Below are 22,748 nucleotides of genomic sequence, written 5' to 3'. Positions count from 1 at the left end.
CCAACTCAGGGTGCCGCAGGCTTGAGCAGGGTCTCTCGCAAGAACAGGATCAGAGCGTAGAACTGATAGTCCTGATTCTCTTTGCGGGCAAAGCCATGGCCCTCGTTGTCGGCCCGCAGATACCACACGGGGGTACCCTGACTGCGCACCTTGGCAACGATTTGCTCAGCCTCGGTGTAGGGCACACGCGGGTCGTTCTTGCCCTGCACCACGAACAGCGGCTTGGTGATCCGCTCCGCATGGGTCAGCGGCGAGATTTCTTGCAGGTGGGCACGCATGGCCGGCTCACGCTCGTCGCCATACTCCACGCGGCGCAGGTCGCGGCGGTAGCTCTCGGTGTTCGTCAAAAAGGTGACAAAGTTGGAGATGCCCACCACGTCCACCGCGCCAACGATCCGGTCGGCATAGTGCGTGGCCGAGGCCAGCGTCATGTAGCCGCCATAGCTGCCGCCCATGATCATCACCCGCGAGGCGTCCAGGCCGGGCTGCTGCGCCACCCAGTCCAGCAAGGCGCCGATGTCTTTGACCGAATCCTCGCGCTTGAAGCCATTGTCCAAGGCCAGAAACGTCTTGCCGAAGCCGCTTGAACCCCGCACATTGGGCTGGATCAGCGCCACGCCCTGCTCCATCACAAAGTAGTTGTTGCGATTCAGAAAGCCCACACTGGCCTGGCTTTCAGGCCCACCGTGGATGGAAATCAGCACCGGCCGGCGGCCCTTGAACTTGTCAGCGGGCGGCAAGGTCATCAGGCCCGAAATAGCCCTGCCATCGAAACTCTTCCAGCGGATGATTTGCTGCTCAGGAAACAAGCGCGTGTCCACGCCGGGCGGAGCGTAGGACTGTGTCCAGGCCTGCACCGAACCATCGCGTTGGATGCTGAATACCTGCCCAGGCCCCTGGGCGTTGTTGACCCCGAAGGCCAATTCATCCCCGCGCACAGCGTAGTGGGCGCTGGTGATGTTGCCAGCGGGCAGCGCCGGCAGCGGCAAGGGCTTGGCGGTGGCGGTGTCGTAGAGCCTCAATTCATGGCGCCCTTCAACGTTGAACAGGGCCGCCAGGCGACGCCCATCCTGCGTGAAACTGATGCCGCTCACGTCCCACGGCAGGTCGGCGCTGACCCGCTGTAGGTCACCTCGCGCCAGATCAAGCCGCAGCAGTTCGCGGAATTCCCCGAAGCGATCACCGCTGAGCCACAAAAACTTGTTGTCGCGGCTGAAGCCTGCGCTGAGGTAACTGGCCTTTTCAGCGGCAGCATTCCTGTCGCCATTGCCCGAGGCATTGGGCAAAATTTGACGCATCTTTCCGTCGGCCAAGTCCATCAACCAGATCTGGCTCTCATTGGCGGAAATGCTGCGGGTCAGAACCAATTGCCGGTCGTCCCAAGAGACTTGCGCACCCGCCCAGCCGCCCCCGGGCAGCTCGGCCAATTTGCGTCGCGTCTTGAGCGGCTCGGCGCTGAGCGGGTCGACCCGCCAGAAGGTGCTCGTCACCTCAGCCCGGCTGCCGCTGGCGGCGGTGCGGTCTAACGGCACCGACACATAGATCAGCTGGCCACCCGCATGCAGCCAGTTGACCATGACATGGCGCTCGTTGGCGGGGGTCAGCTGAACTGGCACGGCAGGCCGCCTGGCCGATGAGGCACCCATATCCAGGCGATACAGCTGCCCCACTTCATCACCACCGTTGGCACGCTCGAACACGATGTAGCCGCCGTGTTTGGGCTCGTAACTGGCGCGATTGACGGGGTCGGCCGCATCCGTCAAGGCCTGCAGCACCCCCAATTTGCCGTCGGCGGGTGCACTCAGGCGAAACAGTTGGTTGATGTTGCCACCGGCCGGGCGGTGCGACACCAGCATTTCGCGCTTGAGCGGGTGCCAGTCAACAAAAGCATGGCCGCGGAAATCGGTGTAACGCGCCACATCGTCGGCCAGCGTTTTTGGAATTTCAGGAATGCCTTGCGTCAGGAGATGCGCATTGGCGGCGATCACGCTGTCAGCCGGAGCATATGCCGGAGCAAAGACCAGCGCAGTGGCCGAGGCCGAGGCCGTCTGGGCGGCAACGCCGCCGGCCACGACGGCCAGCGCCAGCGCCCCCAGTTGCAGCAAGGGAATAGGAAAGGGCAATCGCGGAGCTTGTGGTCGCGTCATGGCTCGGTTCATCCTGGATAGAAGAGGAAGGCCGCCGGATTATGCGCAAGCCCTCCCCCCAACACAGCCGCCACCCGACCGGACACGGAAAACGAACCTTGAATGACGCCGCACAAGTCCCTTGGGCGCCATGCGCACCGTGCAAAGGCCAACCCATGCCAATCTAAGCGCCAATCAGGCGCAGATTTGACGCCGTTTGGCGTGCGATGCAGTACTTGAAAGTGGCAGCACTGGCCCCGCAGCTGCAGCCTCCTAGCTGCGAATCTTGTAGCCGCGCCGCAGCAACTCCAGCGCCAGCGCGGCCACGCCGACAAAGGCCCCGCCGACCACGGCCAAGCTGAGCCAGGGCGAGGCGTCGCTCACGCCAAAGAAGCCGTGGCGAAAACCGTCGATCATGTAGAAAAACGGATTCAGATGGCTCACCGCCAACCACAGCGGCGGCAGTGAATGCACCGAATAGAAGACGCCCGACAAAAACGTCATCGGCATGATGATGAAGTTCTGGAAGGCGGCCAGTTGATCAAATTTTTCGGCCCACAGGCCGGCAATCAGGCCCAGGGTGCCCATCAGGGCCGAGCCCAGCAGGGCAAACGCCAGCACCCAGGCGATCGACGCCAGGCCCGGCGGCGCAAACCACGCCGTTACCGCCAGCACCCCCACCCCCACAACCAGACCGCGCACCACGGCCGCGCCGACATAAGCCACAAACCAGGCCCAGTGCGACAGTGGCGTTACGAGCAGAAACACCAGATTGCCGGTGATCTTGCTTTGGATCAGCGACGAAGAACTGTTGGCAAAGGCGTTCTGCAGCACGCTCATCATCACCAGCCCGGGAATCAAAAAGCTGGTGTAGCCCACCGTGCCATACACCTTGACGTGATTCTCCAGCGCGTGGCCAAAAACCAGCAGGTACAGCACCGAAGTCAAGATCGGCGCGCCCACCGTTTGGAAACTGACCTTCCAAAAGCGCAGCACCTCCTTGTTGAACAAGGTGCGTGAACCGCGCAGCACACCGCGCAGGCTGCCGAAGGCCGTCTGCGCCGGGGGCTGACTGTGAGTCTGCACTGATACATCGGCGGTGGCGGTGGCGGCGGAATTCAACGTCGGGGCCATCCCGTTCATGGTCTCGGGCTTCATGCCGTAACTCCTTGTTGCGCGGGCTCGCCCTGCATGATTTCGAGGAACACGTCTTCCAGATCAGCGCGGCCGATCTCCAGGTCTTCCACCCGGCATTGCGCGGCGCGCAGCACCGCCAGCAGGGCTTCAACGTCGCTGGCGTCATGCGCCTTGATTTGCACGATGCGGCCCGTCACACGCGCTTGGGCCTGCAACTCGGCGGGCAGCGTGTCGTCAGTTTTGAAGCGCAGCATGGTGGCGGCACGCCCGCGCAGCAAATCGCTGGTGCGGTCCAGCGCCACGATGCGGCCTTGCTTGAGCATGGCCAGGCGGCCGCACAGGGCTTCAGCCTCTTCCAGATAGTGGGTGGTGAGCAGCACGGTGTGGCCTTCGCGGTTGAGCCGCGCGATGAACTGCCACAGCGTCTGGCGCAGTTCAACGTCGACACCGGCGGTCGGCTCGTCCAGCACGATCACGGGCGGGCGATGCACCAGCGCCTGCGCCACCAGCACCCGGCGCTTCATGCCGCCCGAGAGTTGCCGCATGTTCGCGTTGGCCTTGTCAGAGAGGCCAAGCTCATGCAGCAACTCGTCGATCCAGGCCTCGTTGTTGCGCACGCCGAAATAGCCGCTCTGGATCTTCAACGACTCGCGCACGCTGAAAAAGGGGTCGAACACCAACTCCTGCGGCACGATGCCCAGGGCCCGACGCGCCGCCGCATAGTCGCCTACCACGTCGTGCCCCAGCACCTCCACCCGCCCACCGCTGGCCTGGCTCAGCCCGGCCAAAATGCTGATGAGGCTGGTCTTGCCGGCGCCGTTTGGCCCCAGCAGGCCGAAGAATTCGCCTTGCGCAATGTCGAAGGAAACGCCGTCAAGCGCCTTGACCTGACCGCCACGGTAGGTCTTGCTGACGTTCTGAAACGAAACGGCCGGCACATGGCCGGCCGAGGAGAGGTATGGATGCTGCATGGCTGCATTGTAGAAAAGCCACGCTGATCGCGCTGAAATGAGGCTATTTGAGGCGAATACCCTGGGCGCCCAGGGTCTGCAGCCACTGTGGAGCGAAAACCCTAGAGCAAGTCCCCGGCTTGGTGCCAGAATGAAACGAGGAGACTCCCCATACATGGTCACTAAAAAGCCGCCACGCCGCACGGCCGAGCGAATTCTTGAAGTCACGCTGGACCTGTTCAACCGTTTTGGTGAACCCAATGTCTCAACCACACTGATCTCAGCCGAGCTGAACATCAGCCCGGGCAATCTGTACTACCACTACCCGGCCAAGGATGAGTTGATCAACGCCTTGTTCAACCGCTACGAACAGGAGTTGGGCGTTTTGTTGGCTGCTGCTGACGGTGTGCGCCATGTTGAAGACGCTTGGTTGTTCTTCCATATGCTCTACGAGCTGACCTGGAAATACCGCTTTCTGTACCGCGACCTGAACGACCTGCTGTCCAAGAACCGCCGCCTGGAAACGCATTTCCAGACCGTGCTGGCCCAAAAAAGCCAAGCCATGCGCCAGGTGCTGGCCGGCCTGCAACACGGCGGCGTGCTGACGATGGATGCACGCGAGCAAGAACCCACGGCCAGCGCCATGGTGGTGCTGTTGAGCTACTGGCTCAGCTTTGAGTATGTGAAAGATCCCCGCAACGCCCTGGAGCCCGCGCAGGCCGGGGCTGCGCTGATGCGCGGCGCCTTCCACGTGCTGAGCCTGCTGTTGCCCTATCTGGAGCCGGCCTCCAAAGACCACCTCTTCGCGCTCGCCAACCAATACCAACAATCCTGAAGGAGATCACCGCATGGCCAAGTGGACCGCTTTTCCACATGACAACAGCGCCTTTCAGTACACCCCAGCCAGCCTGAAAAAGAACTGGGCACGCCTGCACATGGGCGACGCCGAGCCTTTTCCCAAGGATGCGGCGGTACAGCAGGCCTGGATTCACTTCCACGCCGGTGAATTTCAGCAGGCGCATGACGCAGGCCTGGCCGCTGGCGGTGGCGGCATCACCGTTGCCAACAAGGCCCAAGCCATCTACGCCAACTACCTGGAGAAGAAGGAAAAGGTCAAGTTGGAGATGTTTCTGGAGGTGGCCGAACGCGCGGCCGCCCAGCAAGAAGCCGAGCCCGGCAACCCCAACGCCTATTACTGGCAAGCCTATGCGATTGGCCGTTATGGCCAAGGCATCAGCGTCGCCAAGGCCTTGACGCAAGGCCTTGGCAGCAAGGTCAAGAACGCGCTGGAGAAAACCATCGCCCTCGCCCCCCAACATGCCGACGCGCACATCGCCCTGGGCGCCTTCCATGCCGAAGTGATCGACAAAGTGGGCAAGCTGCTCGGCAAGACCCAGGGCGCCGACACCAGCACTGGCCTGAAAATGTTTACGCAGGCACTGCAGATCAACCCCGGCAGCGCCATCGGGATGATCGAACGCGCCAACGGCCTGATCATGCTGGAGGGTGACAAGCGCATGAAAGAAGCCGAAAAGCTCTACGCCGATGCCGCCGCCTGCGAGCCCGTGGACGCCATGGATTGCCTGGACATCGAAATGGCACGGGAAGAGCTGGCGGAATAAAGGCCGGTCTGAGGGACGAAGCGCACCGAGCCGGCGTTCAACGCCGGCTCGCCCTCATTCCTCGGCAGCCTCGTCGCCCCAAGGCAGCATCAGCGCCAGCATCAGCAGCTTGTCGAATTCTGGCGTGAAGTTGGCAATGACAGCGTCTGGATCCGGGCACAGCTTGCTGTCGGTGATGAGGCCAAATTGCACATTGCCGGCGTAAGTGAGCACGCTCACCCCAACCCCCACATCGCCCGACTGGGGCACCCAGAACATCACCCGCTCCACCTCGGCGCCGCAGAAGTTCAGCGCCTCGGCCGGGCCGGGCACATTGGTCATGACCGCCGTGGTCTTCTTGGCGAAGATGTTCAACATCGCCTGCTGCACCGGCTTGATCAGCAGGCCCGCCACCGACAACAGCCCGAAGGCCATCACCGGCTGGTAGCTGCCTTTGAGGTTGCGCATCCGCGACTTCACCTCATACAGCCGCTCCACCGGATTGAGAATGCCGATGGGCAGCACCAGCGGCACCAAACCAAAGCGGTTACCTAACTGATAAGCCTTTTCCATCGGGCGCAGGTTCACCGGCACCATGACACGGATTTCCTTGCCCTCGACCGCGTCACCCTTGTCGTGCAGGTAACGCCCTATGGCACCGGCCACGCAGGTCATCAGCACGTCGTTGATAGAGGCGTTCATGGCCTTGCCAACGGCCTTGACGGCATCCAGCGGCAAGGGCTCGCCCCAGGCCACGCGCTTGTGCAAACCCGGTTTGCCTTTGAGCCGGGTATGTGAATCGTCAGCCATCAAAGCGAAGGCCGCCACGTCTGCCGCAACTTGGTAACCCATGCGCGCCATGTCCAGGCCGCTGTCCCAGGGGTTCAATGGGCTGACCGGATGCAGCAAATGGTCCACGGACTTGGACATGCCCGCGCCGGCCATGCGAATCGCCTTGATGGTGAGCCCGGTGATTGGCCGCATCAAGTGGTCGTACAGCCAGTCGGCGTCGTCGCGGGGCTGCTGCTTGCGTTTGGGCGGCGCGCGCCCGCCGTCGGTGATGGAGAGCATCACAGCGATCAGCGCCATGCCGTCGCCAATGCAGTGGTGAATGCGGGCAATCAAGGCGCTCGACCCGTCGCCCATGTCCTCAACGAGATGAAACTGCCACAGCGGATGCGCCGGGTCCAGGGGCTGCACTGCCAACTCGCCCACCCGATCTTTCAAGAGCATCTCGGCATCGACCCCGGTATGCAGGGCCAGGGTTTCAGCGGGCACGTGGCGGTTGATGTCGAACTCGGTGTCTTCAATCCAATGCGCGCCCAAGCCGTCATCCACCACCCGTTGCCCAAATCGCGGGTACTTGAGCAAGTGGGTGCCGATGCGCTCACGCACGGCGGCCAGGGTCACGCTCGGGCGGATGCGCCACACGCCCACGATCATCATCAAATTGGACGGGGTGTCCATCCGCAGCCACGCGGTGTCCACCTTGGACATGCGTTCATGTTCTGGCGCCAAAATCGTCTCCATTCTCATTTTTCCTCTCGTGCCCGAGCCGGTCATCGCGCGTCGTCTTGGGCCACGTCGCCACCCGGGCAGCGCCCGAACCTTCATTGCCTCGCATTTTTAGATCGGCCACACTTCAAGAAGAAGGGCATCAGCCCTCTTTTCAGTGCAAACCCTCGTTAACATCGCGGCCGGTCCTGGCAATTGTCACGAACTGCATTCAACATCAAGGAGAAGCCCCCATGAGCCTGAAAGATCAATTCGACGCCGCTGTTGTCGCCTCCAAACAACTTCCCGAGCGTCCGGACAATATGACGTTGCTCAAGATGTATGCCTTGTTCAAGCAAGGAAGTGCTGGCGATGTGGAAGGTTCGCGCCCCGGTTTCACCGACATGGTGGGTCGCGCCAAGTGGGACGCCTGGAACGAGCTCAAGGGCAACACACAAGAAGAAGCCCAGCAGAGCTATATCGATCTGATCGAGTCGCTGAAGTAATCAAGCAGCCGCGCGGCACCTCAGCGCGACGCTTCAACATGCCGCTTCTGAATTTGATTTCAGCGCGGCTTTTTTTTCGTCGCTTTGGGCGGTGATACGGGCGCTTGCTCAGCGGCGAGCAAGGCGTCCAACTCGCGCTGGATCTCACCTTCGATGGTGGCTTTGAAGGCGCCCAGAAGCAGGCCCAGCTTGGCATGCAGGTCGAAATGATCGGCCGCCACGATCAGCTCACCCTTGACGCCCGAACGATGAAACGCCACGGTATCGCTGGTCTTGCCCTCCAGCACCGTGCAGTCCATGCCGAACTTGGCCTCCAGCTGTTCGGCCCAGGTCCAGGCCAACTCGCGGGCGCGCTTGAGGCCCAGGGAGTGGTCGCGGTGAATACGGATGTCGGACATGGTCTATTTGTCTCCTGCGCTCAATCGTTCCAGACGCTGGGATTTTGGCAGCTGTGCCAAGCGCTGCACCTCGGCGTAGAAACGCGGCCAGTCGCCGCCCTGGCGATCCAGCAAATTTTCAAACGCCGGCGTCAGGTCAGCATAGGCGCCCATGATCGCCAGGCTGGCATTGTTGGCGCGTTCAAACCAAGCGTCATAGGCCGTGTCGCCACCCCACTGGTCTGCCTTCAAGCGTGCGTAGTCCTGCCGCATGGCCTGCATCAGCACTGACTTGGCGCTGCGCTTGTCTGCATCGCTCAGGGGCCCGGTGTACACAGCGCCCAGCTTGGCGCGGTAGAGAGCCGTCAATGCCCGAAACTGTTCCCGCCTAAGTTGGCGGCGCCGGTACGCCTCGCCAGCCTCGGGCTGGGCGTGCGCCCGCAACCAGGCCTGAACACCCCGACGCTCCACCGCGCTGGCAAAGGCTTCATTGAAGGCCGTGTCATCCGCCGCATAGGCCACTTGATGGGCCAACTCATGAAACAGCAAGCCCGCCAGATCCGCCTCGCTGTCGTTGAGAAAGGTGTTCAGCAGCGGGTCGCCGCCCAGCGCATTGCTCCAGCCCAGGCTGGAATAGGCCGGCACCGGGTACACCATCAACTCAAGGTCAGGTTGCTGCGCCTTCAGCTCGCGTGCAAAAGCCTGTGCCGCCTCCCGCTCGAAGTACCCCCGATAGCCCACGCACCCCAACACCGGAAAGCACCAAGTCTGCAGTGTCAGGCTCAGTGCCGGCGCCGCCACCACATTCCACACCGCCGCGCTGCGCCCTAGATCGGCATAACGTCGATAACTGGCGTTGTCGGGCAGATGCAGTTTAACCACGGCGTAGTCCCGCAGCTGCTGGCTCAGGGCAAGACGTTCACGCAGCTTCGCAGGCGTGGCCGGATCAGCCAGCAAGTCCGACACCGGCTTGGCCGCGGCCAGCATCTGCAGGTGCCCACTCACCGATTGGCGCCAATACGCCATCTCCGAGCAGCCGCTGGCGGCGAGCAGCACGCTCAGCGCCGCCGCCCAGGCCTGCGCCTTTAAAACAGGCCGGGGCCAATAGCCCGAAGAGCCCGAAGAGCCCGGCAACTCTTGGCTAGGCACCGTGTTCAAGCGTCGACGGGCAGTGTTTGCAGATCCACCAAGCAGTCGTAGAAGCTGGGCGCCGCGCCCATATCGGTCAGGCGCTGGTGAGTCAGCTCATTGACATTTGTGCCCTGCACGCCCAGCTTGCGCCACCACACGCCTAGGCCATTCACCACGCCCGGCCGTGCGCGTTTGCTGATGCGTGCACGGCAAACATAGCTGCCCCGGTCGTTGAAGACGCGCACCATCGCGCCATCGGCCAGGCCGCGCGCGGCGGCGTCGTCGGCATGTACTTCCACCAGGGGCTCGCCCTCGATGTCGCGCAGGCTCTTCACGTTGACGAAGCTGCTGTTGAGAAAATTGCGCGCCGGTGGAGAAATCATCGCCAGCGGATAACGTTCAGCCAGCACGGGGTTGGAGGCCCGGCTTTCGTAGTTGGCCACGTAGTCGGCGCCCCCCGCCTGGGCACGGCCATTGGGCGTGTGAAAGCCACCCTGCGCAAACGGCGCCTCGGGCACAGGCAGGCTTTGCCAACCCTGGGCGCGCAAGGCCGCAAAATCAATTTCGGCTGTAAAAGCCTGGCGCGCGAGCAGTTCGTCCGACTCGCTAAAGCAAGGCTCGCCAAAGCCCATGGCCGCCGCCAATTCGCGGAAGATCTGGGTATTGGGCTTGGCTTCACCCAGGGGCGCAATCGCCGGTTCGTTGATCAGCACATCGGTATGGCCGTAGCTGGTGTGCACATCAAGATGCTCCAGCTGCGTGGTGGCGGGCAGCACGTAATCCGCCAGGTCAGCGGTGTCCGTCATGAAGTGCTCCAGCACCACGGTGAACAGGTCGGCACGTTGAAAGCCCTTGACCACCTTGGCCGACTCGGGTGCCACGGCCACCGGGTTACTGTTGTAGACGATCAAGGCCTCGATCTTCGGGCCGAAGCCGGCGCTGGCCTCGCGCAGCAGGTCGTCGCCGATGGTGCTCATGTTCACCATGCGCGGGGTGGCGCCGTTCAAGAGTTCAGGCATCTCCAGCGCGGCCGTGTTCTTGTAGGGTGCAAACCAACCCGAGCTGGACAGCAGCAAGCCGCCCGCCCGGTGACGCCACGCCCCAGTCAGGCAAGGTAGCAAGGCAATCAAGCGGACCGCATTGCCACCGCCGTGCACCCGCTGCATGCCGTAATTGAGGCGGATCGCCGCGGGCTGCGTCGTGCCGTAGTCGCGCGCCAGACTCTGCACCTCTTCAGGCGTGATGCCGCACACCTCGGCGGTACGCTCGGGCGGCCATTGCAGGGCCTTGGCGCGCAGGGCGTCCCAGCCATCCACATGCGCTTGCAGGTAGGCATGATCCAGCCAGTCGTGGGCGATCAACTCATGCATCAAGCCCAGGGCCAGCGCACCGTCAGTACCTGGCATCAGGGCGATGTGCTGATGGCATTTGTCCGCCGTTTCGGTTTTGCGCGGGTCGATGCAGATCAGTTTGGCGCCGGCGCGCTTGGCCTGATTGGCATAGGTCCAGAAATGCAGGTTGGACGCAATCGAATTGCTGCCCCAGATGATCAGCAGTTTGCTTTCGGCAAAGTACGGCAGGTGCATGCCCAGCTTGTGGCCGTAGGTGGCCGCCAGGGCTGCCCCGCCCGCCGAAGCGCAAATGGTGCGGTCCAGCCGCGCAGCGCCCAGGCGATTGAAAAACCGCGCGGCCATGCTTTCGCCCTGCAACTGGCCCATGGTGCCGGCATAACTGTAAGGCTGGATGGCTTGCGGGTCACGCGCGGCGATGGCCTGCAGGCGGGCCGCGATGTCCGCCAGCGCTGCGGCCCAACTGACGGGCTCGAAGCGCGGAGCCTCGGTCTTGGCGCTGACCCGCTTGAGCGGCGTCAGCAGCCGCTCGGCGTGATAGGTGCGCTCGGCATAACGGGACACCTTGGTGCACAGTGCGCCGTGCGTACTAGGGTGGTCGGCAGCACCCTGAATCTTGATGACGCGGCCGTCTTCAACGGTGACTTTCAGCGCGCAGGTGTCCGGGCAGTCGTGCGGGCAGGCGCCCTTGACGACCGTTTGGGAGGGGGATGAAGCGAGGGATTGCATGCCTGAACTATTGCACAAGATGCCACGCCAAGGTCTTTCAAGCCGGTGCGGGCAGCCCTGAAGCACCGCCCCTGTAAACTCGAAACACAGCCCACCGCCGACCCCCGCGGTGCCCGGCCCCCAACAACGGAGCGACCCATGAAGTTGATCGATTCCATCCTGGCCGATGCCCCTGGCATCGCCACCCTGCGACGCGATATCCACGCTCACCCCGAGTTGTGCTTTCAAGAAGAACGCACGGCTGATCTCATCGCCAAGGCCCTGAACGATTGGGGCATCCCTGTGCACCGCGGCCTGGGCAAAACCGGCGTGGTGGGCATCGTCAAAGGCCGTGGCAACAGCCCTCGCGCCGTGGGCCTGCGCGCCGACATTGACGCCCTGCCCATGACCGAACACAACCACTTCGCGCATGCCAGCACCTACCCCGGCCGCATGCACGCTTGCGGGCATGACGGGCACACCGCGATGCTGCTGGCCGCAGCCAAGCACCTGGCTAAAAATCGCGACTTTGACGGCACCATCTATCTGGTATTTCAACCGGCTGAAGAAGGCGGCGGCGGCGCCCGCGAGATGATCAAGGACGGCTTGTTCAAGCAATTCCCGATGGAAGCCATCTTCGGCGCCCACAACTGGCCCGGCATGGCTGCCGGACAGTTCGCGGTGAAGAGCGGGCCGGTGTTTGCCTCCAGCAACGAGTTTTTCATCACCCTGCGCGGCAAAGGCGCGCACGCCGCCATGCCGCATCTGGGGCTGGACCCGGTGCCGGCGGCCTGCCAGATGGTGCAGGCCTTTCAGACCATCATCACGCGCAACAAACGTCCGATCGACGCGGGCGTGATTTCGGTGACCACCATCCATGCCGGCGAGGCCACCAACGTGATCCCCGATGCCTGCGTGATCGAGGGCACGGTGCGCACCTTCACGCTGGAGACGCTGGACCTGATCGAGCGGCGCATGAAGCAAGTGGCGCAAAGTACCGCCGAAGCCTTTGAGCTCAGTTGCGACTTCCGCTTCAAACGCAATTACCCGCCCACCATCAACCACGAGCGCGAGACCGGATTCGTCCGCGAGCTGTTAGGCGAGTTGGTCGGGCCCGAGCAGGTGCAAGAGTTCGAGCCCACCATGGGTGCGGAGGACTTCAGCTTCTATCTGCAGGAGATACCGGGCTGCTATTTCCTGATCGGCAATGGCGACGGCAGCCACCGCGTGGGCGGGCACGGCATGGGGCCGTGCATGTTGCACAACCCCAGCTACGACTTCAACGACGAACTGATTCCGCTGGGCGGCAGCATGTGGGTACAGTTGGCGCAGGCTTGGTTGTCCAAACCCCAAGCCTGAGCGGACCCACTCAAGCGCCCGGCTGACAGACAATACCGGTTCTATCTCCGTGCTCCCGCCTCATCTCATGAACCACACCGCTCCCGACATCAACGCTGAAGTCGTCCAGCAAGATACCCAGGCCTGGCTTGAAAAAGCCGTGATCGGCCTGAACCTCTGCCCCTTCGCCAAGAGCGTGCATGTCAACCAACGGCTGCGTTATGTGGTGAGCAGCGCCAGCACACCCGAGGACCTGCTGAAGGAACTCGCGCATGAACTGCTATTTCTCAAGCGCGCCGACCCCGATGAGATCGAAACGAGCGTACTGATCCATCCGCAGGTGTTGACCGATTTTCTGGATTTCAACGACTTCCTGGGCGCCGCCGATGCGCTGGTGGAAGACCTTGAGCTGGACGGCGAACTGCAGATCGCCAGCTTCCACCCCCGCTACCAGTTTGCGGGCACTGAGGTGGACGACATCAGCAACTACAGCAACCGCTCGCCCTACCCCACCCTGCACCTGCTGCGCGAAAGCAGCATTGAGCGCGCTACCGAAACCATGGCCGACACCGACGCCATCTACGAAGCCAATATGCAAACGCTGGAAAAGCTCGGGCTGGAAGGCTGGAAAGCTCTGGGCCTCAAAGCCTGAGGCAAGGCGCACAAGCCGCAGGGCCTCGAACGAAGCCCTGCAGCTGACGCATTACTTCTACGCTGAGTTCAGCGCTTATTTCTGCGGCTGCGTGCCGGTGAAGTAGCTGACAGCGTAAGCCTTCAAGCTGCCATCGGCCTGCGGCACGGCCGACAGCTTGATGCGGTTGCCCACCACCAAGCCATTGGTCAAGGCGGTCAGGCCGGCAGAGCTGCTCAGGTCTTCAGGGCTCACCGTCACCTGGTCTTTGCCGGTGCCGCGATCCACTTGGTAGGCCAGCGTGGCCGAGCCCTTGGTGGTGCTCACATTGACCGTCACTGCCTTGGTGCCGCCCGCCGCCGTGATGGTGAAGCTGTTGCCCGACAAGACCGAAGCCACGGTGGCCGCAGGAATGTTGGTGGGCTTCAGCACCACCCAGGGCACGGACCAGCCATTGGCGTTCGCCTTGTCACCCCAGCGGGCATAGCTGACGCCATGCGCGTAGAACATGCCGGCCTTGCTGCCCGCATCGTCCGACGTTCCGCCGAAGTTCACCGACCCGCTGGTGGCTGCAACAAAATCGCTGATCGCGTTGCTGCCGCTGTCGACCAGGGTCGGGAACAAATCATTCCAGTACTTGAAGCCGGTGATGGCCACGCCGTTGGCGTCCTTGCCATTGGCCGAGGCAGCGTCGATATAACCCAGCGGCGTGTCGTAGCCGTCGCCGCCCGTGTTGAAACGGTTGCTGTAGATGAAGCCGGTGCTGGTCACACTGGAAATGCGGCCCTCGTAGGCGGCGGTTTCAATGTCCACCGTCTGCGCCACCATGGGGCTGGCCAGCGGGTCGACCACCTGGGTATGCACCTTGAAGCCGCGCACCAACTGCTTGGCTTGCAAGAACGCAGTGCCGCTACCGATCGCCGTGGCATCGGCCACCGCGCTGTCCGGGGTGCGGAAGAAGAACTTCGTCTTGTCGTCGACCTGAATGGTGACGGGCTTGCCGTTTTCATTCGCCAGCACCAACTGGTTCTTCGCCAAGTTCACCCGCAACACATGGCCCTCGGGGCTGACAAAAACGGTGTTGAAGTCTTTGGAGATCCAAAGCCGGGTGACCACCAGCGTGCCGTCTTGCTGGTAGCGGGTGGCCACACGAACGAACTTGCCAGCGCTCAGCGCGGCAGCAACGCTGGAAAAGTCCTTGATCGGCAAGGATGCCGTCTTGGCGTCCAAGTCATAAACCAAGCTGCCATTGGCGGCGTCCACCTGAACGGCGATCGCCTGGGTGGTGGCCACTGCCGTTTCGGGCGACACCACCGGCACGGTGGGCAATTCCTTGGTCAGATTGAGCGTGAGGTTATCCGCCGAGACGCTAGTTACCGCGCCGTAGGTATGACGCAGCACCACGCGTCGCAGATCGTCCACCGGTTTGTGCTTGACCGGACCGCTGAAGTTCACCGCCCAGATGGAGGAACCGCCCGACACCGCATGGTTGGTGAGGAAGGCGGGGTGGCCCAAATCCACCTCCAGATTGAGCGCTGCGCCAGCGGTGGTAGGCACGACCAACGGCTTTTCAAACGTGACCGGGATCGACAGCGTCTGTGCACCGGCGGCGCCCGTGGCACCTTGAATCTGGATGCGGGATGCCGCAATGGTAGTGCCAGCCGCGTCGGGGAAACCCGACTCCGGGTCAGCCGACACCGTCAACGACACGTCGCCCGGGTTGGCGCTGATCGTCAGCGTGGCGCCGGTGTAGGTGTCTCCGGCTGTGAGGCTCACATTGCTCAACACATCGCCCAATTGGTCCAGTTGCGCCAAGTTGACAGGCACCGAGGCGGCACCCAGGGTCACCGGCACGGTGCTGCCGTCCGACTTGGTCAGAGTGATGGCCGTGACCTTCACACCAATGGTGGCCCAGTCTTCTGCGGCACCGTCGCTGATCATCAGCGGCACGGTGACCGATTGCGCCGTTGCCGTAGGCGTGGAGGCCGTTGAACCGCCACCGCCGCCACCACAGGCTGCCAATGTGGCCAAGGTGATGGCGCCGAGCGCAAATTTCAGGGGTGTCGCGTTCATGATTTGGACCTTTTGATTGAATCGATGGGGTTGACCTCGATCAGCAGACCCGCCGTGGCAGCGCACCACAGCAGCGAAAGCCTTTGCGAGCATCCGGTTTTTGCATCGGGAGGAGTTTCAGAACCAGACTCATGAAATAACGCGCATGTAACGAACATACGACGCACATCTAATAAGTTATTTGATCGGCTTTAAAACTCGCCCAGCACGGCACCGAACGATGTTGACAACGACTTGAGATTAATAAAGTTAACGGGACTTGGTGTAACAACTTGTAAATCAAGCGCAACGCCGGACACAAAGCAAAAACGAAGGAATCAAACAATTGCCAGCCATGAGCAGAGGGGTTCTCAGGCTGTGCGCCCCAGTGTAGGAAATTGAATCTGACCAGATACTGACCAATAAACCCTGCTCATTGGTACTTGCAAATTCAAACTGACTGCGTGCAAAAACGCACAAATCAGAGGGCAGTTTCGGCAGGCATTCTTGTCAGATGAGACACATGGGCAGTCTGATGAGTTTCAACGTCAGGGCAATGTCACCGCGATTTCATGCACATCTGTCACGCTCATGACTTGAGACCCTATGCGCCGGCAAATAGCAAGAACAGCAACTGCAACAGCCACAACAACGAGAAGAAGCAATGCCTCCTGGTTTTCATCTGCTGATTGCAGCGCAGTTTGCATCGGCCCTGGCAGACAACGCCCTGTTGATCGTGGCCATCGCGTTGCTGCAAGAGCAGGGCCTGCCCGGCTGGTGGGCACCCCTGTTGAAGTTCGGCTTCACCTTGTCTTACGTGCTCCTGGCGCCCTTTGTCGGGCCGCTGGCTGACACCTTTCCCAAGGCCCGCCTGATGGCCTGGATGAACGGCTTGAAGATGCTTGGCGTCTTGGGCTTGCTGGCCGGACTGCACCCCATTGCCGCCTTCACCATCATCGGCTTTGGGGCAGCCGCTTATGCCCCCGCCAAGTACGGGCTGGTCACCGAGATGGTCTGTGCTCAAGCCTTGGTCAAGGCCAACGCCTGGATCGAAGTGTCGGTGGTGTTTGCCGCCCTGGCCGGCATGGTGCTGGGCGGCCTGTTGGTCAGCCCAGCCTTGCTGGGCAGCGAGCTTATTCATCATGCCGGGCAGGGCCTGCAAGGCTTGGCCGATGCCGGTTTTATCCAGGGCAGCCGGCTGAGCGTGTCGATGGTGGCCTTGATGGGCGTCTACCTGGCGGCGAGCTTGCTGAACATCGGCATCCCGGACAGCGGCGCGCGCTACCCCACCGCCCATCTCCACCTGCCTGCGCTGCTGCGCGACTTTTGGCGCGCCAATCTGACGCTGTGGCGTGACCGGGAGGGAGGCCTTTCACTCGCCGTCACCACGATTTTCTGGGGCGTAGGTGCCACCTTGCAATTTGCGGTGCTCCGCTGGGCGGCCTATGTACTGGGCCTGGCGCTGGACCGCGCCGCCTTCTTGCAGGCGGCCGTGGCCGTGGGGGTAATTGCCGGCGCGGCGCTGGCTGGGCACAAGGTGCCCCTGGCTGCGGCCAAACGCATGCTGGTGTTTGGCGTGGCCCTGGGCCTATTGATTCCTGCCGTCGGGCTGACGCATCACTTGAGCGTCACCCTGCCCTTGCTGGTCTTGGTCGGCGTGGTCGGCGGCCTGCTGGTGGTGCCCTTGAATGCTTTGCTACAGCACCGCGGCTTTGTGCTGCTGAGTGCAGGCCGCTCCGTCGCCGTGCAAGGCTTCAACGAGAACGCCAGCGTGCTCGGCATGCTGGGCACTTACGCCGCCCTGCTGGCTTTGGACTTGCCGATCACCACGGTGATGGTCGGCTTCGGGCTGTGCATTGCCGCCGCCATGGCTTTGTTGATGCGCCGGGAGCGCAAACGTAGCCGGCAGGATCAACAAGAGCGCCAAGAAGCACTCAGGCCGCCCGCCGCGCTGTCGCCCTGAGCGGCAAGGCCTGTGGCGCCGCGGCGCGCACCATCACCGCTTCAAGCACACCTTCAAACCGGGCCACGATGCTGGCCCAGTCAAGCTCACTGGTGGTTGTGCAAGCCTTCACGCCCATGGCGCGGCAGGCAGCCAAGTCGGCGGCAGCGCTCACAGCGACGCGCACAAATGCGTCTTGGTCGTCCATGGGCACCAGCACGCCGTTGTCGCCGGAGCGAATCAATTGCGCTGCTGCGGCGTAGTTGAATGCCACCACAGCCAAGCCGCTGGCCATGGCTTCTGTCGTGACATTGCCAAAGGTTTCCGTCAGGCTGGGGAAGAGAAACAAATCGCCCGAGGCGTAATGCGCCGCCAAATCTTCCCCCTTGCGTTGCCCGGCAAATATCGCGTTAGGGCAACGGGCTTGAAGTTCAGCCTGTTGGGGCCCGCTACCCACCACCACCAGGCGGATGCGGGGGTTCTGGCGCGAGATGGCCTCAAACGCCGCCGTCAGGGTGGCCAGGTTTTTTTCTGGGGCAATGCGGCCGACATAGAGGCACACCAGATCATCCGGCGCCACGCCCCATTGCTCACGCAAGGCCTGGCTGCGCCGCAGGGGTGTAAACAGCTGGGTATCTACGCCCCGCGACACCACGGTCAATTGCTTGAACCCCCCCGCTTCGAGATCGCGCCGCAAGGCCTCGGTCGGCACCATGGTGCATTGCGTGCGGTTATGAAACTTGCGCAGGTAAGCCATGATGGGTTTGTACAACCAGCCAATGCCGTAGTGCCGGCTGTAGGCATGGAAGTTGGTGCGAAAGTCCGAGCACACCGGCAACTTCAAATGCAGCGCTGCTTGCAAAGCAGACCAGCCCAATGCGCCTTCGGTCGCGATGTGCACGACGTCGGGCCGGTTGACCGACCACAGCTGAACCAGAGCGCGTTTCGACGGCACGCCCATGCGCAGATTCGGGTAGCGCGGAATCGGCAGCCCCCGCATCAGCACTTCATGAAATCGCGGGCTGCGTTCGGCCGATTCATTGCCGTCTTGGCGCGGCCGAATCAGCTGAACATCGTGGTTGCGCCGATGCAGCCCCTCAACGATGCGCGCAATGGTCATGGCCACGCCGTTGACCTCAGGCGGGTAGGTCTCGGTGACAAAGGCAATGCGCAGGGAACGCTGCGCCGCCTTCAGGTTGTCCACCACGATGCCTTCAGCTTGAGCAGTATTCATGCCTCGCATGCTGCCCGGCTTGCATAACAGTTCGATGACAAGACCCGCTGCAGCAATCCGCCAAACAGACCGTCATGCAGTTTTCATGCAGCACCGTCACTATCGCGTCACGCTGGCCCACTCCGGGCCGCGACCCCACTCCAACCCGAGGTCACCCGTGAAGGAACTCCTGAAAACTCTTGCTGTGCAGCGCTGGGACGACCATCGCTACTACCACCACAGCCGCATCAATCAGAGCCTGCATCTCTTGAGCGCCATCTGCTTTCTGGTGTCGTACGGCCTGCTCTTCATCGACCCTGCCAAGGCCGCGCTGCTGGCCTGGTGCGTCTCCATGACCAGCCGTCAGGCGGGCCACTTCTTCTTCGAGCCGCGTGGTTACGACGAAGTCAACCAAGCCACCGATGAGCACAAGGAAGCCATCAAGATCGGCTACAACATCCAGCGCAAAATCGTACTGCTGTCGGTCTGGGTGGCCCTGCCCGCCTTGCTATGGCTGCAACCCTCGCTGTTCGGCCTGATTGAGCCCGCGGCGAACTTCAATGGATTTCTGCACGACGTGGGCATTGCCTGGTTGTCACTGGGCGTGACGGGCTTGCTTTTTCGCGTGGCGCAGTTGTGGGTTCAACAGAGCTTCATGACCGGTTTCGCCTGGGCACTGAAGATCATTACCGACCCCTTCCACGACATCTACCTGTATCACAAGGCGCCGCTGTACCTGTTGCGCGGCGAGTTGATCGACCCGATGCAGCACGTGAATCATCAAAGCTGAAGCCCGCAAAGGCCCCGCGCTGCGGGGCCCATTCAAACCGCACTCCTCACACTGCGCTCAGGCCCAAAGCTCCTGCCACCTGCGCGCCAGGGTTTCACGCACGATACCGCGCCGGATGTGCTTGTTGCTGAGGCCCTCGCCTTGCCACCACCATCCGTCGGCCTGCATGGTTCGGCACGCCGCCACGAAGCGCTGCAAGACCGCCTCGAAATCAGCGTCGCTGTAGTTCAGGCTAAAGATGAAGCGCCCCGTCCCCACCCAACTCAAAGCCAGACCTTGTTCCCGCAAATAGAACTGCAGCATCCAGTTGTAGCGCGATGGCTGGGTATAACTCACCGTCCAGACGGACTGCATATTCGCCACCTGAACCGGCAGGCCTGCATCCACCAAGGTCTTGTTCAGGCGTGCGGCACGGTCATTCCAGCGCTCGTCCAAGCCGGCGTAGATTGCCTGAATTTTTGCCGATTCAAGCCGCTGCAAAAAGACGTTCATCGCGCCCATCACATAGGGGTGTGCGTTGAAGGTGCCGCGGGCAAAGCAGACATCGGCCGGGCGGTCTTCACGGTAACGTTTCATCAGAGCGGCACGACCGCACACCACGCCCACCGGCAGGCCGCCGCCCAAAGTCTTGCCATAGGTCACCAGATCGGCCTGCACGCCAAAGTAGGCTTGCGCGCCGCCCGGCGCCAGGCGGAAGCCCAAGAACACTTCGTCGAAGATCAGCACAATGCCGCGCTCGGTGCACACCTCGCGCAAACGCTTCAACCAAGCGGTATAGGCGGCACGGTCGTAGCCGGCACTGCGGCCGCTGTCCAGCAAAGACGAATCGCCTGGCGCGTTCTTGTTCGGGTGCAGGGCCTGCAGCGGATTGACCAGCACGCAGGCCACGTCACGGCGATTGCGCAAGACCTGAAGGCTGCGCTCGGCCATGTCCTTCAAGGTGTAGGTTTCACGCGGGGGCAAGGGGTTGCCGGGCCCGGGTTGAACATCTTCCCACCAGCCGTGATAGGCCCCACAAAAACGCACCAGATGGCGGCGCTTGGTGTGATAACGCGCCAGGCGCACGGCTTGCATCACCGCCTCGGTGCCAGACATGTGAAACGATACTTCGTCCAGGCCAGAGATGACCTTCAGGCGTGCAACGTTGTCGAGCACGCAGGGGTGGTAGGCGCCGAGCACGGGGCCCAGCTGATGGGTCATGGCGATACCCTGATCCACACAGTCGCGGTAGAAATCGTAGCCAAAGACGTTGACACCGTAAGAGCCGGTCAGGTCGAAGAGCTGATTGCCGTCAATATCTTCGACCATCACGCCCGACGAGGCCTTCAAAAAGCTGCCGGTCTTGAGCCGCTCACGCAGATAGGGGCTGTACTGAAAGGGTACGCGGTAGCTGCCGGTGAACTGCAAGTCGGAAATGCCGGGCCGCGCCTGAGCTGTCATCGCAATGCTCTGGGCATAACGTGTGGCAAACACGGTGCACAGGCGATTGAATCCCGCCTGCCGCTGTGCGGCCACGGCCTGGGGCGCCGCGTCCGAGGCAAAGAATTGCTGCTCATCGTAGGCGTAGCCCGGCAGCATGGAAGCCAGCCGTTTGGCCATGCGCGAGTGCCCCGCCAACGAGCGATGCTTGGCACGCGACAGCGTCAAACGGCGGCGTGCGGCGGGCACGCTCCAGGCCAGGGACGCCAAGGCCAGCGCAGACAGCGCAGACAGCGCAAAAGTTTCATCCATTGTTTTTCACGTCCTTCCAACAAACCCCTTGACCAGCCAAAGTGCCTGCCGACCCTGCAATCACGCAGCCCGGCGGCATGCCACCCTAGCAAGCAAGATTGACAGGCTTATGAAATCCCACATCAGCATTGAATCGCCGACCCCCGCGCCCGCGCCATCACAGCCGAGCTCGCGCCTGCGCCGCCTTTTTCAACAAGAGGATCTGAACTTTCTGCTGACCAATCGGGTGCCACGCATCGCCTTGACCCGGCTGATGGGGCGCTTCAGCCAGATTCGCAACCCCTGGGTGTGCCGTGCGTCCATCGCGTTATGGCGGCTGTTCACCGATTTGGATCTGAGCGACGCCAAGAAGACCCACTTCGACAGCCTGCACGATTGCTTCACCCGCGAACTGCGCCCCGGCGCACGCCTGGTGGATTTGGCGCCCGAGGTGCTCAGCAGCCCCTGCGACGCCATCGTGGGTGCCTGCGGACCGGTGGCGGGACAGCAGGTCTTTCAGGCCAAGGGCTTTCCGTACGCGATGCAGGACCTTTTCGGGCCGACGCAGGACACCGCCGCCTTTCAGGACGGCAGCTTCGTCACCTTGCGACTGACCTCGGCGATGTACCACCGCTTTCATGCCCCGCACGATTGCGAGATCGAGCATGTGACCCACATCGCCGGAGACACCTGGAACGTCAACCCGATCGCGCTCAAACGGGTGGAACGCCTGTTCTGCCGTAATGAGCGCGCCGTCTTGCGCGCCCGCCTGCGCAGCGGCCCCGCGCAAGGCCAGCCCATTGCCATCGTCCCGGTGGCCGCCATCCTGGTTGCCAGCTTGCGCCTGCATTTTCTCGACCTGCTGCTACACCTCGGCTACCAAGGTGCCAACGAGTTAGCTTGCCGGGCCCCCGCCCAAAAAGGCGAAGAGCTGGGCTGGTTTCAACATGGCTCAACCATCATCGTCTTTGCGCCACGCGGCTTTGAACTGAGCCCCGGCATCGAAACAGGGTCCCAGCTCCGCATGGGCCAGGCCTTGATGCACTACCGTCCCAAAGAGCTCAACGCTCAGCCAGCGCCAACTTAAGCGCCAGGCCCAGAAACACCATGCCTGCCGTTTGATTCAAGAGCCGCTGCGCCCGCGTAGAGCGTTGCAACAGCTTGCGCACGGCGCCGGCAAAGTAGGTGATGGCGCCAAAGGAGATCAAAGTGGAGAGCACAAAAATCAAACCCAGCAACACGATTTGCCCAGCGACCGGACCGCGTTGCGCGTCCACGAACTGCGGCAGCAGGGCCAGAAAGAAAAACACCACCTTGGGGTTGGTGAGATTCATGACCATGCCGCGCCGAACCATGCCCTTCATGCTTTGGACCTCACCGGATGGATTCAAAGACAAAGGCCCCACCGGCTCGCGCAGCACCTGCCAAGCCAGATAGACCAGGTAGGCAGCCCCCGCAAACTTCAGCGCGGTGAAGGCCCACGCGGACGCCGCAAACATAGCGGCAAGGCCCAGGGCGATGGCAGCGGTGTGCACCACCAAGCCTGCGCACAAACCCAGCACCACATAAAAACCCGCGCGCCGCCCTTGCGTGGCGGACTGCATCAGCACAAAGAGGTTGTCGGGGCCCGGCGTGAAGCCCAGGAGCAGGGCCAGACCGAAGAAGCTGAGGGCGGTGTCAAGAGGCAACATGG

At 62.3% G+C, this 22,748-nt stretch carries 19 protein-coding genes; 8 read left to right on the top strand and 11 right to left on the bottom strand.

Translation table 11 applies throughout. The features are described 5' to 3' along the window. Nucleotides 1-5: 5 nt before the first annotated feature. The 3 genes from PRZ01_RS11260 to PRZ01_RS11250 all read right to left on the bottom strand — a co-directional run bounded on the left by PRZ01_RS11260 (nucleotide 6) and on the right by PRZ01_RS11250 (nucleotide 4,201). On the bottom strand, nucleotides 6-2,147 hold the full coding sequence (locus PRZ01_RS11260; RefSeq protein WP_273596890.1) for a S9 family peptidase: 2,142 nt from the start codon (nucleotides 2,145-2,147) through the stop codon (nucleotides 6-8). Nucleotides 2,148-2,399: 252 nt separating this feature from the next. Further along, entirely contained in the window at nucleotides 2,400-3,155 is a 756-nt protein-coding gene (locus PRZ01_RS11255; RefSeq protein WP_409993842.1) for an ABC transporter permease, read from the bottom strand. A gap of 125 nt (nucleotides 3,156-3,280) precedes the next feature. Then, nucleotides 3,281-4,201: an ABC transporter ATP-binding protein gene (locus PRZ01_RS11250; RefSeq protein ID WP_273597032.1), complete on the bottom strand. Its 921-nt coding sequence runs from the start codon at nucleotides 4,199-4,201 to the stop codon at nucleotides 3,281-3,283. Nucleotides 4,202-4,388: 187 nt separating this feature from the next. Between PRZ01_RS11250 and PRZ01_RS11245 the strand changes: the two genes are divergently transcribed. Together PRZ01_RS11245 and PRZ01_RS11240 are read left to right on the top strand one after the other, a co-directional pair. Further along, the gene (locus tag PRZ01_RS11245; RefSeq protein WP_273596889.1) at nucleotides 4,389-5,048 is read left to right on the top strand and encodes a TetR/AcrR family transcriptional regulator; all 660 of its coding nucleotides are present in this window, start codon (nucleotides 4,389-4,391) and stop codon (nucleotides 5,046-5,048) included. Nucleotides 5,049-5,061: 13 nt separating this feature from the next. Further along, on the top strand, nucleotides 5,062-5,835 hold the full coding sequence (locus PRZ01_RS11240) for a hypothetical protein (protein ID WP_273596888.1): 774 nt from the start codon (nucleotides 5,062-5,064) through the stop codon (nucleotides 5,833-5,835). Nucleotides 5,836-5,889: 54 nt separating this feature from the next. Here the strand turns inward: PRZ01_RS11240 and PRZ01_RS11235 are convergent, their stop codons facing one another. Next, nucleotides 5,890-7,344 (bottom strand): wax ester/triacylglycerol synthase family O-acyltransferase, encoded by a 1,455-nt coding sequence (locus PRZ01_RS11235; RefSeq protein ID WP_273596887.1) that lies wholly within the window; start codon nucleotides 7,342-7,344, stop codon nucleotides 5,890-5,892. A 218-nt stretch (nucleotides 7,345-7,562) separates the two neighbouring features. Here PRZ01_RS11235 and PRZ01_RS11230 point away from each other — a divergent pair, with 218 nt between their 5' ends. Further along, entirely contained in the window at nucleotides 7,563-7,814 is a 252-nt protein-coding gene (locus PRZ01_RS11230; RefSeq protein ID WP_273596886.1) for an acyl-CoA-binding protein, read from the top strand. A gap of 59 nt (nucleotides 7,815-7,873) precedes the next feature. Here the strand turns inward: PRZ01_RS11230 and PRZ01_RS11225 are convergent, their stop codons facing one another. From PRZ01_RS11225 to PRZ01_RS11215, 3 genes are read right to left on the bottom strand one after another with little or no spacing between them, the layout of a single operon-like run. Continuing rightward, a complete protein-coding gene (locus PRZ01_RS11225; protein WP_273596885.1) occupies nucleotides 7,874-8,212 on the bottom strand; it encodes a polyhydroxyalkanoic acid system family protein in 339 nt (112 codons plus the stop codon). Between the two features lie 3 nt (nucleotides 8,213-8,215). Next, the gene (locus PRZ01_RS11220) at nucleotides 8,216-9,340 is read right to left on the bottom strand and encodes an aminopeptidase (RefSeq protein WP_338111467.1); all 1,125 of its coding nucleotides are present in this window, start codon (nucleotides 9,338-9,340) and stop codon (nucleotides 8,216-8,218) included. Between the two features lie 5 nt (nucleotides 9,341-9,345). Then, the gene (locus PRZ01_RS11215; RefSeq protein ID WP_273596883.1) at nucleotides 9,346-11,400 is read right to left on the bottom strand and encodes a molybdopterin-containing oxidoreductase family protein; all 2,055 of its coding nucleotides are present in this window, start codon (nucleotides 11,398-11,400) and stop codon (nucleotides 9,346-9,348) included. Nucleotides 11,401-11,538: 138 nt separating this feature from the next. On the opposite strand from PRZ01_RS11215, the gene PRZ01_RS11210 reads away from it, so the two are divergent. Further along, nucleotides 11,539-12,738 carry a M20 aminoacylase family protein gene (locus tag PRZ01_RS11210; protein WP_273596882.1) on the top strand — a complete coding sequence of 400 codons (1,200 nt, stop codon included), beginning with the start codon at nucleotides 11,539-11,541 and terminating at the stop codon, nucleotides 12,736-12,738. A 67-nt stretch (nucleotides 12,739-12,805) separates the two neighbouring features. Further along, on the top strand, nucleotides 12,806-13,369 hold the full coding sequence (locus PRZ01_RS11205; RefSeq protein WP_273596881.1) for a DUF1415 domain-containing protein: 564 nt from the start codon (nucleotides 12,806-12,808) through the stop codon (nucleotides 13,367-13,369). A gap of 75 nt (nucleotides 13,370-13,444) precedes the next feature. Here PRZ01_RS11205 and PRZ01_RS11200 read toward each other — a convergent pair whose 3' ends face one another. Further along, nucleotides 13,445-15,421, bottom strand: a complete 1,977-nt coding sequence (locus tag PRZ01_RS11200; RefSeq protein WP_273596880.1) for a hypothetical protein — start codon at nucleotides 15,419-15,421, stop codon at nucleotides 13,445-13,447. Between the two features lie 643 nt (nucleotides 15,422-16,064). On the opposite strand from PRZ01_RS11200, the gene lplT reads away from it, so the two are divergent. Further along, the gene (gene lplT / locus PRZ01_RS11195) at nucleotides 16,065-17,363 is read left to right on the top strand and encodes a lysophospholipid transporter LplT (protein WP_273596879.1); all 1,299 of its coding nucleotides are present in this window, start codon (nucleotides 16,065-16,067) and stop codon (nucleotides 17,361-17,363) included. On the opposite strand, the gene PRZ01_RS11190 is transcribed toward lplT, so the two are convergent. After that, nucleotides 17,335-18,576, bottom strand: coding sequence for a glycosyltransferase family 4 protein (locus PRZ01_RS11190; protein ID WP_273596878.1), 1,242 nt, complete (start codon nucleotides 18,574-18,576; stop codon nucleotides 17,335-17,337). The genes lplT and PRZ01_RS11190 overlap by 29 nt on opposite strands. Before the next feature lie 157 nt (nucleotides 18,577-18,733). Here PRZ01_RS11190 and PRZ01_RS11185 point away from each other — a divergent pair, with 157 nt between their 5' ends. After that, nucleotides 18,734-19,345, top strand: coding sequence for a hypothetical protein (locus PRZ01_RS11185; protein ID WP_273596877.1), 612 nt, complete (start codon nucleotides 18,734-18,736; stop codon nucleotides 19,343-19,345). Nucleotides 19,346-19,402: 57 nt separating this feature from the next. Here PRZ01_RS11185 and PRZ01_RS11180 read toward each other — a convergent pair whose 3' ends face one another. Beyond that, nucleotides 19,403-21,076: an aminotransferase class III-fold pyridoxal phosphate-dependent enzyme gene (locus PRZ01_RS11180; RefSeq protein ID WP_273596876.1), complete on the bottom strand. Its 1,674-nt coding sequence runs from the start codon at nucleotides 21,074-21,076 to the stop codon at nucleotides 19,403-19,405. A 109-nt stretch (nucleotides 21,077-21,185) separates the two neighbouring features. On the opposite strand from PRZ01_RS11180, the gene asd reads away from it, so the two are divergent. Beyond that, complete coding sequence (gene asd, locus PRZ01_RS11175; protein WP_273596875.1) at nucleotides 21,186-22,142, top strand: archaetidylserine decarboxylase; 957 nt, start codon at nucleotides 21,186-21,188, stop codon at nucleotides 22,140-22,142. Here the strand turns inward: asd and PRZ01_RS11170 are convergent. Next, nucleotides 22,117-22,746, bottom strand: coding sequence for a LysE family translocator (locus PRZ01_RS11170; protein WP_273596874.1), 630 nt, complete (start codon nucleotides 22,744-22,746; stop codon nucleotides 22,117-22,119). The genes asd and PRZ01_RS11170 overlap by 26 nt on opposite strands. Nucleotides 22,747-22,748: the final 2 nt, after the last annotated feature.

Source organism: Roseateles koreensis (genome assembly GCF_028595305.1).
Lineage (GTDB): Bacteria > Pseudomonadota > Gammaproteobacteria > Burkholderiales > Burkholderiaceae_C > Paucibacter_A > Paucibacter_A koreensis.
The sequence above is the reverse complement of the archived record's forward strand: the minus strand, read 5'-3'. Positions and strand labels throughout refer to the sequence as shown.